General features: G+C 72.5%; 14 protein-coding genes and 1 tRNA gene. 10 read left to right on the forward strand and 5 right to left on the reverse strand.

Annotation, left to right across the window (positions count from 1 at the left end):
- Positions 1 to 46 precede the first annotated feature (46 nt).
- From ACF3NS_RS07685 to ACF3NS_RS07710, 6 genes are all read left to right on the forward strand, one after another.
- The gene (locus ACF3NS_RS07685) at positions 47 to 1108 is read left to right on the forward strand and encodes an ABC transporter substrate-binding protein (protein ID WP_392468996.1); all 1062 of its coding nucleotides are present in this window, start codon (positions 47 to 49) and stop codon (positions 1106 to 1108) included.
- 120 nt (positions 1109 to 1228) lie between these two features.
- Positions 1229 to 2050 (forward strand): uracil-DNA glycosylase, encoded by an 822-nt coding sequence (locus tag ACF3NS_RS07690; RefSeq protein WP_392468998.1) that lies wholly within the window; start codon positions 1229 to 1231, stop codon positions 2048 to 2050.
- Between the two features lie 254 nt (positions 2051 to 2304).
- Positions 2305 to 3984 carry a glucose-6-phosphate isomerase gene (gene pgi / locus ACF3NS_RS07695; protein ID WP_154593274.1) on the forward strand — a complete coding sequence of 560 codons (1680 nt, stop codon included), beginning with the start codon at positions 2305 to 2307 and terminating at the stop codon, positions 3982 to 3984.
- 40 nt (positions 3985 to 4024) lie between these two features.
- Positions 4025 to 4100 (forward strand) — tRNA-Leu (locus ACF3NS_RS07700).
- 61 nt (positions 4101 to 4161) lie between these two features.
- Positions 4162 to 5031 carry a Bax inhibitor-1/YccA family protein gene (locus tag ACF3NS_RS07705; protein ID WP_288799115.1) on the forward strand — a complete coding sequence of 290 codons (870 nt, stop codon included), beginning with the start codon at positions 4162 to 4164 and terminating at the stop codon, positions 5029 to 5031.
- Between the two features lie 2 nt (positions 5032 to 5033).
- A complete protein-coding gene (locus ACF3NS_RS07710) occupies positions 5034 to 5366 on the forward strand; it encodes a hypothetical protein (RefSeq protein ID WP_392469002.1) in 333 nt (110 codons plus the stop codon).
- Here ACF3NS_RS07710 and ACF3NS_RS07715 read toward each other — a convergent pair.
- Entirely contained in the window at positions 5359 to 6582 is a 1224-nt protein-coding gene (locus ACF3NS_RS07715; protein ID WP_154593271.1) for an acetyl-CoA C-acetyltransferase, read from the reverse strand. The two genes, ACF3NS_RS07710 and ACF3NS_RS07715, sit on opposite strands and share 8 nt — an antisense overlap.
- Before the next feature lie 52 nt (positions 6583 to 6634).
- Positions 6635 to 7699, reverse strand: a complete 1065-nt coding sequence (locus tag ACF3NS_RS07720) for an SGNH/GDSL hydrolase family protein (protein WP_288799117.1) — start codon at positions 7697 to 7699, stop codon at positions 6635 to 6637.
- Between the two features lie 198 nt (positions 7700 to 7897).
- Between ACF3NS_RS07720 and ACF3NS_RS07725 the strand changes: the two genes are divergently transcribed.
- Both ACF3NS_RS07725 and ACF3NS_RS07730 read left to right on the forward strand, forming a co-directional pair.
- Positions 7898 to 8437 (forward strand): hypothetical protein, encoded by a 540-nt coding sequence (locus ACF3NS_RS07725; RefSeq protein WP_392469004.1) that lies wholly within the window; start codon positions 7898 to 7900, stop codon positions 8435 to 8437.
- Positions 8438 to 8682: 245 nt separating this feature from the next.
- Positions 8683 to 9369 carry an enoyl-CoA hydratase-related protein gene (locus ACF3NS_RS07730; protein ID WP_230082815.1) on the forward strand — a complete coding sequence of 229 codons (687 nt, stop codon included), beginning with the start codon at positions 8683 to 8685 and terminating at the stop codon, positions 9367 to 9369.
- Between the two features lie 51 nt (positions 9370 to 9420).
- Here the strand turns inward: ACF3NS_RS07730 and ACF3NS_RS07735 are convergent, their stop codons facing one another.
- Together ACF3NS_RS07735 and ACF3NS_RS07740 are read right to left on the reverse strand one after the other, a co-directional pair.
- Positions 9421 to 9948 (reverse strand): GNAT family N-acetyltransferase, encoded by a 528-nt coding sequence (locus ACF3NS_RS07735; protein ID WP_154593269.1) that lies wholly within the window; start codon positions 9946 to 9948, stop codon positions 9421 to 9423.
- Between the two features lie 22 nt (positions 9949 to 9970).
- Positions 9971 to 10864: a helix-turn-helix transcriptional regulator gene (locus tag ACF3NS_RS07740; protein WP_154593268.1), complete on the reverse strand. Its 894-nt coding sequence runs from the start codon at positions 10862 to 10864 to the stop codon at positions 9971 to 9973.
- Between the two features lie 79 nt (positions 10865 to 10943).
- Between ACF3NS_RS07740 and ACF3NS_RS07745 the strand changes: the two genes are divergently transcribed.
- Positions 10944 to 11516 (forward strand): maleylpyruvate isomerase N-terminal domain-containing protein, encoded by a 573-nt coding sequence (locus ACF3NS_RS07745; protein WP_288799078.1) that lies wholly within the window; start codon positions 10944 to 10946, stop codon positions 11514 to 11516.
- 96 nt (positions 11517 to 11612) lie between these two features.
- Positions 11613 to 12170, forward strand: coding sequence for a helix-turn-helix domain-containing protein (locus ACF3NS_RS07750; RefSeq protein ID WP_154593266.1), 558 nt, complete (start codon positions 11613 to 11615; stop codon positions 12168 to 12170).
- Positions 12171 to 12375: 205 nt separating this feature from the next.
- On the opposite strand, the gene msrA is transcribed toward ACF3NS_RS07750, so the two are convergent.
- Complete coding sequence (gene msrA, locus ACF3NS_RS07755) at positions 12376 to 13092, reverse strand: peptide-methionine (S)-S-oxide reductase MsrA (RefSeq protein ID WP_392469006.1); 717 nt, start codon at positions 13090 to 13092, stop codon at positions 12376 to 12378.
- Between the last annotated feature and the right edge of the window lie 2 nt (positions 13093 to 13094).

The raw sequence follows: 13094 nt of genomic DNA on the forward strand, positions 1-13094 counted from the left end.
CCACCCGCACTCCCGCACCCCCGCATCCCCGAGAGGACCACTCCCCGTGACCATCACCCGCCGATCCCTGCTCACCGCCGTCGGACTCACCTCGGTGCTGGCGCTGGCCGCGTGCGGCGGCAGCGGCGACCCGGTGGTCCGCTCGTCCACCGCCGGTGCGCCGACCGGCACGCCCGCGAGCAGCAGCACCGGGGGAGGGAGGGCCACGGTCGGCCTCACCTACATCCCCAACATCCAGTTCGCGCCGTTCTACGTGGGGATCGAGCAGGGCTCCTTCCGGCGTCGTGGCACCGACGTCACCGTCCGCCACCACGGCGCGCAGGAGGGGCTGTTCACGGCCATCGCCTCCGGGCAGGAGGACCTGGTCATCGCGGGCGGCGACGAGATGGTCGAGGCCCGCGCCAAGGGTCTGGACCTGGTGGCCGTCGCTTCCTACTACCGGAGGTACCCCGTCGAGCTGATCGTCCCGGCCGACTCCCCGATCAAGACACCCGCCGACCTCGAGGGTCGGTCCCTCGGGGTGCCCGGGCGGTATGGCGAGAGCTGGCTCGGGGCCCTGGCGATGTTCAAGGCCGCGGGCATCACCGAGCGGGACGTGCGGGTCACCGAGATCGGATACACCAGCCAGGCCGCGCTCGCGACCCGCAAGGTGGACGCCGTCATGGGCTACGCCAACAACGACACGGTGCAGATGCGGCTCGCCGGGCTCGACGTGCGCTCGATCCCGCTCACGGCGACGGGCGAGGTGCCGCTCGTGTCCATCTCGCTCGTGACCACCCGGGACTACCTGCGCGCCAACCCGGACCGTGTCCGCGCGGTGGCCGACGGGATGCTGGACGGCATCCAGATGATGGTCTCCGACCCGGAGCAGGCCATCAAGGACTCGGCGCGGCACGTGCCCAACCTCGCCGAGGCCAAGGCCGCCGCCGCGGCCCGAGCCACCCTGGACGCGACGGTCACGGTCATGCGCACCAAGGACGGGGCGGTCAGCGGCAGGCTGGACCCGGCACAGTGGAAGGCCATGTCGACGTTCATGCGCTCGCAGGGCCTGATCCCCAAGGACGTCCCCGCGGGTGACGCGGTGGCGACGGGCTACGTCTCGCGCTGACGCGAGCCTGCTGCCGGTCCTGCTGCCGCTCATCCTCCCCGGCCGGCTCCTCGCTAGCTCTCGGACCAGGTCCACCGGATGCCGTGCACGCCCGGCGGTGCGGGATGGCATCCTGCCGGCATGGACCTGCTCCCGCACCCCGGCACCGGCGACCTGCATCCCTCGCCCGTGCCGCCGGGCACGGGCTGGCCCGGGGATCCCGCGCGGCCCCGCACCCCGCGTGCCGCAGCCGCGACGGACGTCATACGGCTGGCGGGGTCGGCCCGGTCCCTCGATCAGCTCGACGCGAGAGTGGCCGTCTGCCAGGCCTGCCCACGCCTGGTCGGGTGGCGCGAGCAGGTCGCCCGCGCCAAGCGGGCCGCGTTCGCCGACCAGCCCTACTGGGGCCGCCCGGCGCCGGGGTGGGGAGACCCGCACCCGCGCGCGCTGATCGTCGGGCTCGCCCCCGCGGCGCACGGCGCCAACCGGACCGGCCGGATCTTCACCGGGGACCGCAGCGGGGACTGGCTGTATGCCGCCCTCCACCGCGCGGGCCTGGCCAGCCAGCCCACCAGCGTGCACGCGGCCGACGGCCTCGAGCTGCATGGCGTGCGCATCACGGCCCCGGTGCACTGCGCGCCCCCGGACAACCAGCCCTCGACCCTGGAGAAGGCCACCTGCGCACCGTGGCTGGATCGTGAGATCACCCTCGTGGAGCGCGATCTCGAGAGCCTGCTCGCCCTCGGCGGCATCGGCTGGGCGCAGGCGATCGGCGCCGCGAGACGGCTCGGCTGGGCCGTCCCGCGTCCCGCGCCGAAGTTCGGCCACGGCGCCGAGGCCACCCTGATCACCGCGCGGGGCAAGGAGATCCGCCTCGTCGGGTGCTACCACGTCAGCCAGCAGAACACCTTCACCGGCCGCCTCACCGACGCGATGCTCGACGAGGTGATCGCGCGGCTGTGAGCCGGGGCCGGTTGTGCTCGCCGGCCTTGGTGCGCCCGGCCGAGACGATGCCGGGACGTTAAATCGTTCAAGCGCTTCATCGGCCCCGGCCGTGCGGCGTGGACCTGCGGCGGGATCCCCGGGGACGGACTCCTGGAGGCACAGAGGTGATTAGATGCAAGAGGTGCGTGGCCGAGGTCACGCGACGCACAGCGATGACAACGGCGTCCTCGCACGACAACCCGACGTCCGCCATCACCGCAAGGAAGGCACCCATGCCCCATCCTGTCGACCCGACGACGACCGACGCCTGGCGTGAGCTCTCCGACGCCCGCGACGACCTGGAGCCCGACCTGCGCGGGTGGTTCGCCTCCGACCCGGACCGGGCGCGCCGGATGAGCCTGGACGCCGGCGACCTGCACGTGGACCTGTCCAAGAACCTCGTCGACGACCAGATCCTCGCCGAGCTGGTCCGGCTGGGCGAGCAGGTGGGGCTGGCCGAGCGGCGCGCCGCGATGTTCGGCGGGGAGCGGATCAACGTCACCGAGAAGCGGGCCGTCCTGCACACCGCGCTCCGGGCTCCCCGCGGCACGGTCGTCGAGGTGGACGGCACCGACGTCGTGCCCGAGGTGCACGAGGTTCTCGACCAGATCTACGCCTTCGCCGACAAGGTGCGCTCGGGGGCGTGGACCGGCGTGACCGGACGGCGCATCAAGAACGTCGTCAACATCGGCATCGGCGGCTCGGACCTCGGCCCCGTCATGGCCTACGAGGCGCTCAAGCCCTACGGCCAGGAGGGGCTGGAGCTGCGCTTCATCTCCAACATCGACCCCACCGACGTCCACGAGAAGACCGCCTACCTCGACCCCGAGGAGACGTTGTTCATCGTCGCGTCCAAGACCTTCACGACGCTCGAGACGCTCACCAACGCCCGCCTCGCCAAGAAGTGGCTCCTGGACGGTCTGGCCGAGCGCGGCGCCATCCGCGAGGGTGACAGCGACCAGGCGCTCGCCGCGATCGCGCAGCACTTCGTCGCTGTCTCGACGGCGCTGGACAAGGTCAGCGAGTTCGGCATCGACCCGGCCAACGCGTTCGGGTTCTGGGACTGGGTGGGCGGGCGCTACTCCGTCGACTCGGCCATCGGCACCTCGCTGGTCGTCGCCATCGGGCCCGAGCGGTTCGCCGAGCTGCTCGCCGGTATGCACACGATGGACGAGCACTTCCGCACCGCGCCGCTGGAGCGCAACGTCCCCGCCCTCATGGGTCTGCTCAACGTCTGGAACTCCAACTTCCTCGGTGCCCACACCCACGCCGTGCTGCCCTACGCGCAGTACCTCCACCGCTTCCCGGCCTACCTGCAGCAGCTCACCATGGAGTCCAACGGCAAGGGCGTGCGGTATGACGGGACGCCCGTCACGACCGAGACCGGCGAGATCTGGTGGGGCGAGCCCGGCACCAACGGCCAGCACGCCTTCTACCAGCTCATCCACCAGGGCACCCGCCTGGTGCCGGCCGACTTCATCGCGTTCGCCAACCCCTCGCACCCGCTGAAGGACGGCGCCCAGGACGTCCACGAGCTGTTCCTGGCCAACTTCCTCGCCCAGACCGCGGCGCTGGCCTTCGGCAAGACCGCCGAGGAGGTCCGCGCCGAGGGCACCGAGGAGTCCCTTGTCAGCGCGCGCGTCTTCGAGGGCAACCGGCCGACGACCTCGATCATGGCGCCGGCCCTCACCCCGTCCACGCTGGGTCAGCTGATCGCGCTCTACGAGCACATCACCTTCGTCGAGGGCGTCGTGTGGGGCATCGACTCGTTCGACCAATGGGGCGTCGAGCTCGGCAAGAAGCTCGCCAAGGAGGTCGGCCCCGCCATCGAGGGCGACGCCGACGCCCTGGCCGCCCAGGACCCGTCCACGCGGGGGCTCATCGAGTACTACCGCGACCACCGCGGCAGCTGACGCGCTCGGCATACGTCCGGGCGAGCCCTAGTCTGGACCCGCCCTCGTAGCCCAACGGCAGAGGCAGGCGACTTAAAATCGCTCGAGTGCGGGTTCGACTCCCGTCGGGGGCACCATGGCCGGCACAGCGGGCCCTGCAGGCCGCCTGTCGGGAACTTTTCCGGTCGCTGTGACGTCATGGTGAGGGAGACCGTCGCCCCGAGCGTGACGGCCCGATCATTGGGAGACATCACGATGAGCAACCCGATCTTTGATCGCGTCGACCGGGAGGCGCAGCGCGGCTACGCCGGGTTCGGCCAGCAGGAGCGCACGCCCGACCTGTCCGCAGGCCAGCTCCAGGACATGTATGCCGCCCCGTCGGTCACCCCCGTTCACGAGCGCCGGGTGACCCTCGACGACGTGATGATGAAGTCGCTGCTGTTGTTCGGCATCGTCGTCGGCGTGGGCGCGGTGTCGTGGTTCGCCGCGGCGGCCGCCCCCGCGACCGGCATGGCGCTGTGGATGGGTGGCATGTTCGGCACCCTGATCCTGGGCCTGGTCATCGCCTTCAAGAAGGTCATCAGCGTCCCGCTCATCGTGGGCTACGCCGTGCTCGAGGGCCTGTTCGTCGGGGCCATCAGCCAGTTCTTCAACGCGCAGTGGGAGGGCGTGGTCCCGACCGCCGTCCTCGCCACGCTCTGCGTCTTCGGCGCGATGTTCGCCGGCTGGAAGGCCGGCTTCATCAAGGTCACCGACAAGTTCCGTCGCATGATGGGCATGGCCCTGATCGGCTACGCGATCTTTGCCCTGATCAACCTCGTCGCCGCCTTCATGGGCGTCGGCGGCGGCTGGGGCTTCGGCGGCAGCGGCATGCTCGGTATCGGCATCTCGCTGTTCGCGACCGGTCTCGCGGCTTTCACCCTCGCGCTGGACTTCGACTCGATCGACAACGCCGTCCGCTCCGGGATGCCCGAGAAGTACTCCTGGCTGCTCGCCCACGGCCTGGTCGTGACCGTCATCTGGCTCTACATCGAGATGCTGCGCCTCCTGGCGCGCCTGCGCGACTGAGCATGACGCCCGCCCGTCTGCCTGACGAGGTCCGGGTCGAGCTGGAGCGCGTGGTCCGGCGGTGGCAGCAGCTGCCGCTGGACCACGCGCTCCGCGCGTCCGGGCCGGTGCGCGCCCTCGCCCAGGCGCTGGCCGACGAGGTCGCCGACGCCGAGGCCCGACCCCGCGTGACGCTGCCCGAGCTGGGGCCGGCGACCCTGCTGCACCAGTTGCAGGTCTGCGTGTACGACGCGAGCCGGTATGCCGCCGCCCGCCTGCATCCCGAGGAGCGGCAGGCGGGCGGCATACGCGATCTCGCGGAGCGTCTCGCGCAGGTGAGGCGCCAGATCAGCTGAGGCGCTCGTAGATGATGGCCATGCCCTGGCCACCACCCACGCACATGGTCTCCAGGCCGTAGGTCAGGTCGCGGGCCTGCAGCGAGTGCAGCAGGGTCGTGGTGATGCGGGCGCCCGTCGAGCCGAAGGGGTGGCCCAGCGCGATCGCCCCGCCGTTGACGTTGAGCTTGTCGAGGTCCATGCCGAGGTCGTCGGCGCTCGGCAGCACCTGCGCCGCGAAGGCCTCGTTGATCTCGTAGAGGTCGAGGTCGCCGATGGTCATGCCGGCACGGGCGAGGGCCTGGCGGGAGGCCTCGACCGGGCCGAGGCCCATGATCTCGGGGGACAGGGCGCTGACGCCCGTAGAGAGGATGCGGGCCAGCGGCGTGAGGCCGAGCTCCTTGGCCTTGTCCGCGGCCATGACCACGACGGCGGCGGCGCCGTCGTTGAGGGGGCAGCAGTTGCCCGCCGTGATGGTGCCGTCCTCGCGGAAGACGGGCTGCAGGGTCTGCATCTTGTCGAGGGTGACGCCCGCGCGGGGGCCGTCGTCGGTGTCGACCACGGTGCCGTCCGGCAGGGTGACGGGGGTGATCTCCTCCGCGAAAAAGCCGCTCTTGATGGCCTGCTCCGCGAGGTTCTGGGAGCGGACGCCCCACTCGTCCTGGCGCTCGCGGGAGACGCCGCGAAGCGTCGCGACGTTCTCGGCGGTCTGGCCCATCGAGAGGTAGATGTCGGGCAGCAGACCCTCCTCGCGCGGGTCCGTCCAGGTCGTGTTGTCGGCCGCGATGCGCTCCATGCGCTCCTGGGCGGCCGCGAAGCGGGGGTTCTTGGTGTCGTCGGCGGAGCCGCCCGCCCCCGCGAAGTCCCGGTAGCGCGAGACGCACTCGACGCCCCCGGACACGAAGACCTCGCCCTCCCCGGCCCGGATCGCGTGGAAGGCCATGCGCGTGGTCTGCACGGAGCTGGCGCAGAACCGGTTGACGGTGGCGGCGGGCACGTGGTCGAGGTCGGCGAGGATGGCCACGACCCGCGCCATGTTGGCGCCGTGCTCCCCGGACGGCTCGGCGCAGCCGAGGTAGAGGTCGTCGATGAGCGATCGGTCCAGGCCGGGGACCTTGTCGAGCGCAGCGCGCACGACGTGGGCCGCGAGGTCGTCCGGGCGGACGTCCTTGAGCGAGCCCTTGAAGGCCCGGCCGATGGGGGTCCGTGCGGTCGAGACGATGACAGCGTCCTGCATGCGGCACTCCTTCGTGTCGTGCGGGTGCCTTACCCGCAGGTATGCCGAGAGGTTAGCCCGGCTGCGGCTCGTCGGTCACGCTCGCGCCAGGCGGGGTGGCCGACGTCACCTGGGCCTTGCGGAGCCGACCCACGTCGGGGCGGCGCAGCCGTCGCAGGACGGCACGTCGGGTCCGGGTGGTCCGCGACGTCCCACCGCCGGTGGCGTCCGAGGCGGCCTCGGCGCTGACCTCGGTGCCCGGGTGGGCCACGGCATGGACGGCGGCCACGTGCAACGGTCCCACGCCCTCGCCGCGCGCGACCTCCGGGGGGCGCTCCGACTCGGGCCACAGACCGAGGGCGGCGGCGACGGACGGCAGGATCGCCGACGCGGCCCGCGCGTAGCCGGCCGCCGAGGGGTGGAACTGGTCCTTGGAGAACATCAGGGCGGGCTCGGCGAGGAAGTCCGGACCGATGAGATCCCCGAGCGAGACCGTGCGGGCGCCCGCTTCGACGGCGGCCACCGTCTGGGCGGCCGCGAAGTCCCGGGACCACCGGCTCACCAGCCACCGCAGCGGCTGGGGGAGCGGCTCCACCGTGCCGAGGTCCGGGCAGGTCCCGACGATGACGGTGGTGCCGAGGGCCCGCAGCGCCGTGATGGTCTCGGCCAGGTGCGCCATCGCCTCGGGGACGTCCTTGCGGTGGGTCACGTCGTTGCCCCCCACCACGACGACCACGACGTGCGGCCGCGGTGCGCGAGCCAGCAGGTCCTCCAGCTGGGCGGGCAGGTCGGTCGACTCGGCGCCCACGACGGCGGCGTTGGTGAGGCGGACGGGCTGCCCGGCGATCGCGGAGATGCCGTGCGCGAGCGTGGCGCCGATGGTCTGGCGCCGGTGGTCGACCCCCAGGCCCGCGGCCAGCGAGTCGCCCAGCACACCGAGCTCGATGGGGTCGCCGAGGCCGGCGCCGTAGACGTCGGAGTCCGGCGGCGCGGACTCGAAGGGCTTGCCCACGACCCGCCGCACCATGCGCGCCTCGACCTTGAGGATGCCGTAGCCAACCGCCCCTACGCCGGCCACCCCGGCCAGGCCGTAGCTCCCGCCGCGCGCGATCCTCGTGCCCAGACCCAGCGTCCCCACCCCGTTCAGCCCGTCGATGTCCCGTCCAGGCTAAGCAAACTCGGTTACCGGTGCGTAATGCCCGACGCGCATCACCTGGCTTCTCCGAGTTCGGCTCCCGTTCACGTCGGGGTGGCCCCCGTGATGCTCGGCGCGAGTCGAATGGTCGTCTGGCGCCGGCGACTCCCGCCGTTGCGGCCACGACGGGCAGGGGGCTCGATGGACAGCGCAGGACCTCCGCGGCGCGCCGACGAGCACGTCACCGCCCTGCCGGGGTGGTGGACCACCGTGCAGCAGGCCGAGCAGCAGGCCCTGCAGCTCACGCGGGGGACCGACGTGCTCACCGCCGCGACCCACGTCGTCGACGGCATCGCCCTCGTGACCGCGCAGGTCCTCGGGCCGCACCGCTGGGCCGGCGCCGGGCTGCGTGACCACGACCGCTGGGCCGTGATGGCGCGCGACGCCGTCGCCGACCACGAGGCGCGGTATGGCGGGCGGCTGTTCGTCTTCCCCGGCCAGTGCGCCCTCGCCGGCGCGATGACGGCGCGCGAGGTCCTGGACAGCACCGTGATCGACGAGCTCGTCGTCCCCGGCCACCCCAGCCGCATCGACCCGCAGGCCCGGATCGAGGGCCTGGACTTCGTGCGGCCGGTCTACCGCCAGGGGCAGGTCGTCCTGACGCTGCGCCCGATCGGGCCGGGTCTGTTCACGCCGTTCGAGCGGCCGCGGACGGCCGGGGCGCTGCGCCCGAGCATCTGACGCGCCCGAGCATCTGACGCGCCGGAGCGTCTGACGCACCCGACCGCTCGGCGCGCGGGAGGGGCCGACGGTCGACGTAGGGCCACGGGGCCTATCCAGGTTCGTCCCCCTTTGCCAGACTGCCAGGACACGCCCGATCGAGGAGGATCCATGGCAGACGTGCTCGTCTGCGTCGACTGCACCGGCGACGTCACGACGGTGACGATGACCAGCCCGAGGCAGCGCAACGCCCTGTCGTCGACATGATGGGCGCGCTGCGCGACGCCCTCGCCGAGGCGGGCAGCACCGACACCCTCGCGGTGGTGCTGGCCGCGGAGGGCCCGGTGTTCAGCGCCGGCCACAGCTTCCTCGACATGGTGGGAGCCAGGTCGGAGGACGTGACCGAGCTGTTCGAGCTCTGCACGTCGCTGATGGACACGGTCCAGGCGATGCCGCAGCCCGTGATCGCCCGCGTGCACGCCCTCGCCACGGCCGCCGGCTGCCAGCTCGTCGCGACCTGCGACCTGGCGGTGGCGGCCGAGACGGCGGGCTTCGCGCTGCCGGGAGGCCGCGGCGGGTTGTTCTGCCACACCCCGCTGGTGGCGGTGGCGCGCAACGTCGGTCGCAAGCGCGCCCTCGAGATGGCCTTGTCCGGCGACGTCGTGGACGCGGGCACCGCCCTGGAGTGGGGTCTGGTCAACGCGGTCGTCCCCGAGGACGAGCTGGACGAGGCGGTGGCCGCCCTGGTCGCTCGCGTGACCCGTGGCAGCGCCGCCCAGCGTGCCGCCGGCAAGCGGCTCTTCTACGCCCAGGTCGGCCGGGACCAGTCCGAGGCCTACGCGATGGCGATTGCCGCGATGGCAGACGGCGCGGTGGGGGTCGACGGCCAGGAGGGGATGACCGCCTTCCTGGAGAAGCGGCACCCTCGCTTCACCAGCACCCCGCAGGGCTGATCGGCCGCCTGGGTCTGGACACGTCAGGCCGGACCCCTCAGGCCCGACGGCTCAGACGCGCAGGTCGAGGAGCATGGTCTCGGCCGTGCCGTCGTGCCCCACCGTGCGATAGCCGAGCCGGCCATACAGGTTGACCGCCTCGTTGCCGTCCTCCACCGACAGGCTGGCGCCGGCATACCCCGCGGCCCGCAGCCGGTCGGCGAGCCGCTCCATCAGGGCCTGCCCGACCCCCTCGCGGCGGTAGTCCTCGAACACCGTGACGCTCACCTCGGGCATGGTGTCGGCGACGTAGCCGTAGCCCGGGTCCTGCGCCGAGAACGTCCGGGCCCACGCGACGCCGACGGTCTCGGTGCGCGTCTGGGCGACCACGCCGAGGTCGCCGCCGCGGTGCCCGAAACCGGCGAAGTAGTGCGCCATCCGGGGGTTCTCGCGGACCTCCGCACGGCTGGTGCGGTGCCGCAGCCAGTTGACGTTGACCCACGTGGCGACCTCGAGGAGCTCCTCGTCGGCGGTCGTGGCGTCGCGCCACTCCAGCTCGTCCAGCAGGGAGGTCGGGTCAGGCTGCGGGGCGTCGTCCATGGCGCGCACGATAGCCGAGGGCTCAGGCCCCTCCGCGCTGCAGCGTCACGAACTCCCGTGGCGAGTAGCCCGTCGCCGTGCGGAAGTCGCGCGAGAAGTGCGCCTGGTCGGCGTACCCCAGGTCTGCGGCCACGTCGGCGAGGCTGCCCTCGTGGTGCCGCAACCGGTCGGCGGCCTCGTGCAGCCGGCGACGACGGACGAGCCACAGCGGGGTGAGCCCCAGCCGGCGCTCGGTGAGGCGCTGCAGCGTCCGCTCGGACAGGCCCACCCGCTCGCACAGCTGGGTGACCGTGAGGACCGAGCCGTCCTCCTCGACGGTGCGCACGACGTCGTTCACCAACCGGTCCTCGACGCCCGGGGGGCACAGGCGGGCGACCCGGTCCTCCACCAGCCGGCGGCCGACGGCGTGGGCTGCCTCGTCGCTCGGGTCCTCGCTCATCACGGCTCGCAGCGCCTCGGGCAGGTCCCCGAGCAACGGGACGGTGGCGAGGTCGACATACCGGTCGGTGATCCCGCTGACCGGCCCGCCCAGGAGCGGCGCGCCGGCGGCGGGTGCGAGCATCACGCCGAAGGCCCACCCGCGTCCCTCCAGGACGGTGATCGACAGGCCTCGCCGCGGGCCGACGAACCGTGCGTAGACCGACGACACGACGGCCAGGGTGACGGGGTACTGCAGGACCTTCTGCTCCCGGCGCCCTCGCTCGGGCCGCTCGGGCTGGTCGGAGTGGTCGGGCTGGTCGGGATCCTCCGGCACGTCCCACACCGGCACCCAGTAGCGCCTGATCCAGCCCTGCAGCTCGTCCGGCGGGAGGTAGCGGCTGATCACGAAGCTGTCGTCCGCCGGGTCGCGCAGGTGCGCCCGGTCGATGTCGTCGGTCGCCCGGCCCGGCTGTCGGGAATCGTCAAGACGGCCCATGCCCGCCGAGCCTAGCGTCGGGGTGCCCGGTCCAGACGTGCCCCGCCGTCTCGACTCCCCATCTGCCGAGGAGACCCTCATGACCACCACCACCCACCCGACCACCAGGACCGACGACAACCCCACCCTCGCGAGCTGGCGGCAGCACGCCGAGCCCTTCACGGCGGTCGTCGTGGCGGTGACCGACTGGGACGCCGCCAGCCCGTGCGAGGGATGGACCGCCACCGACGTGGTAGACCACGTCGTCCAGACGGAGCGGGACTTCGTCGAGGGATGCGGCCTGGCCCTGCCGGTCACCGCCGAGGGATCCCCGTCCCACCGGTGGGCCGCGCACGAGACGGCCGTGGCCGCCCTGCTGGCGGACCCGGCCGTGGGGGACCAGGCGTTCGACGGCCATTTCGGCCCCACGACCGTGGGCGCCACCCTCACCCGCTTCTACGGCTTCGACCTGCTGGTGCACCGCTGGGACATCGCCCGCTCCCAGGGCCGTGACGAGGTCCTCACGGACGCCGAGCTCGACGAGATCGACGCCGCCGTGGACGGATTCGGCGAGCACGCCTACGCACCCGGCATCTTCGCCCGACCCGTCGAGGTTCCCGAGGGGGCGGACCGGCGTGCCCGCGTCCTGGCGCGGACGGGCCGCCGAGCCTGACGTCCGTCCACAAGGGCATGGTGAGGCGCCCGCCGAGGCGCCCCACCTGTGGATGAGCCGGAGCCCTCCCGGGGTCACCGGTGCAGGCTGTCCGGCATGCCTACCTGTGACGACTCGGCCGCGTGGACCTACCGGACCCTTCGTGGCTACTCGGACCCTCCGCTGCACGACGTCGCGCGGTTGCTCGACCTGGCGGCGCGCTGGGTGGAGGACGTCGTCGCCGACGCCCTGCGCTCCGAGAAGGTCGAGCAGGCGCTCACGATGCGGGAGGTCCGCGTCCTGCTCGTATGTCGCCCCGCCGGCACCTCGATCGGCGAGCTGCGCGAGCGGGAGCCGCTGAGTCGTCAGGGCCTGCATTCTGTGGTGCGGCGGCTCGTCGACGCCGGTCTGCTCGTACGTGACTGGCACGACACGACGGGGGACCCCATCGTGCGTCCGACCGGATCTGGGGCACGCCTTGCCAGACGTCTCAGGATCGCCCTCTCCATGGCGCTCGAGGACGCGGGGCCCGGGCTGCATCACGGTTCCCGGGGCCTCCTCGAGGACCTGCAGACCCTGGTGGACGACCGTCCTCTGCACGTGGCGCCGCCCAGGCCGCGGCGGGCGCGGCGCGGCCCCGGCGGCCCGAACTCCCGCCTACGACCCGCACCGTGACCCGGCGACTCGATGTAGGCCTCTGAGCCTGTGACCGAGGGTTGGGTGGTGTCACGCTGCGGAGGGGGAGTGGGGGCTGTGCGGCGACGAAATCGTCAGGAGCGTTGACGCGTGTGGTCAGGGCTCCTGACGATGCGTGAGCGGAGCAGCAATTCCTGCGCTCACGGGGAGTGTGGTCTGCGTGCACTCCGTGTCCGGCTGCTGGTCAGGCGCGTGGCGGCTCGACGGACGTCTGGGCGGGCAGGTCGTCGGAGGAGACCAGACCCACGGGGCAGGTGTAGCCGTTGGGTCCGTGGTTGCAGTAGCCGCCGGGGTTCTTGTGGAGGTACTGCTGGTGGTAGTCCTCGGCGAAGTAGAAGGGCCCCGCGTCGTCGGCCGACCGCAGCTCGGTGGTGACGTGGCCGTGGCCGCGCGAGGTCAGCAGCTCGTCGAAGGCTCGCACGGCAGCGCGGGCCTGGGCCTCCTGCAGGGGCGTGGTCCAGTAGATCGCCGAGCGGTACTGCGTGCCGACGTCGTTGCCCTGGCGGTTGGCGGTCGTCGGGTCGTGGTTCTCCATCAGCGTGGCGACGAGGCGGTCGGCGCCGACCTGGCCCGGGTCGTAGGCCACGAGAACCATCTCGGTGTGCCCGGTGCGACCGGTGCACGCCTCCTCGTAGGTCGGGTTGGGGGTGAACCCGCCCATGTAGCCCACCGCCGTGCCGACCACGCCGGGCATCTGCCAGAAGATCCGCTCCAGCCCCCAGAAGCAGCCGCCTGCGACATACAGGATCTCGGCGGGGGAGCCGTCGGTGGTGGTCCAGGGGCCAGCGAGTGGGGCATCGAGGACCGTATGCCGCGCCGCCAGCCCGCCCATGGGGGTGTCGCGCCCGGGCAGTGCCTCGGCGGGGGTGACCATGACGGGGGTGGGGCGACCAAAGATCATGC

The sequence above is a fragment of the Arsenicicoccus cauae genome (assembly GCF_043162025.1).
In the GTDB taxonomy this organism is placed as follows: domain Bacteria; phylum Actinomycetota; class Actinomycetes; order Actinomycetales; family Dermatophilaceae; genus Arsenicicoccus; species Arsenicicoccus cauae.

What these genes read in the sequence shown, in the direction of transcription:
- ACF3NS_RS07690 (WP_392468998.1), top strand. Translation starts at nt 1,229, where the DNA reads ATGGACCTGCTCCCGCACCCCGGCACCGGCGACCTGCATCCCTCGCCC.
- pgi (WP_154593274.1), top strand. Translation starts at nt 2,305, where the DNA reads ATGCCCCATCCTGTCGACCCGACGACGACCGACGCCTGGCGTGAGCTC.
- ACF3NS_RS07705 (WP_288799115.1), top strand. Translation starts at nt 4,162, where the DNA reads ATGGTGAGGGAGACCGTCGCCCCGAGCGTGACGGCCCGATCATTGGGA.
- ACF3NS_RS07710 (WP_392469002.1), top strand. Translation starts at nt 5,034, where the DNA reads ATGACGCCCGCCCGTCTGCCTGACGAGGTCCGGGTCGAGCTGGAGCGC.
- ACF3NS_RS07715 (WP_154593271.1), bottom strand. Translation starts at nt 6,582, where the DNA reads ATGCAGGACGCTGTCATCGTCTCGACCGCACGGACCCCCATCGGCCGG.
- ACF3NS_RS07725 (WP_392469004.1), top strand. Translation starts at nt 7,898, where the DNA reads ATGGACAGCGCAGGACCTCCGCGGCGCGCCGACGAGCACGTCACCGCC.
- ACF3NS_RS07730 (WP_230082815.1), top strand. Translation starts at nt 8,683, where the DNA reads ATGGGCGCGCTGCGCGACGCCCTCGCCGAGGCGGGCAGCACCGACACC.
- ACF3NS_RS07735 (WP_154593269.1), bottom strand. Translation starts at nt 9,948, where the DNA reads ATGGACGACGCCCCGCAGCCTGACCCGACCTCCCTGCTGGACGAGCTG.
- ACF3NS_RS07740 (WP_154593268.1), bottom strand. Translation starts at nt 10,864, where the DNA reads ATGGGCCGTCTTGACGATTCCCGACAGCCGGGCCGGGCGACCGACGAC.
- ACF3NS_RS07745 (WP_288799078.1), top strand. Translation starts at nt 10,944, where the DNA reads ATGACCACCACCACCCACCCGACCACCAGGACCGACGACAACCCCACC.
- ACF3NS_RS07750 (WP_154593266.1), top strand. Translation starts at nt 11,613, where the DNA reads ATGCCTACCTGTGACGACTCGGCCGCGTGGACCTACCGGACCCTTCGT.
- msrA (WP_392469006.1), bottom strand. Translation starts at nt 13,092, where the DNA reads ATGATCTTTGGTCGCCCCACCCCCGTCATGGTCACCCCCGCCGAGGCA.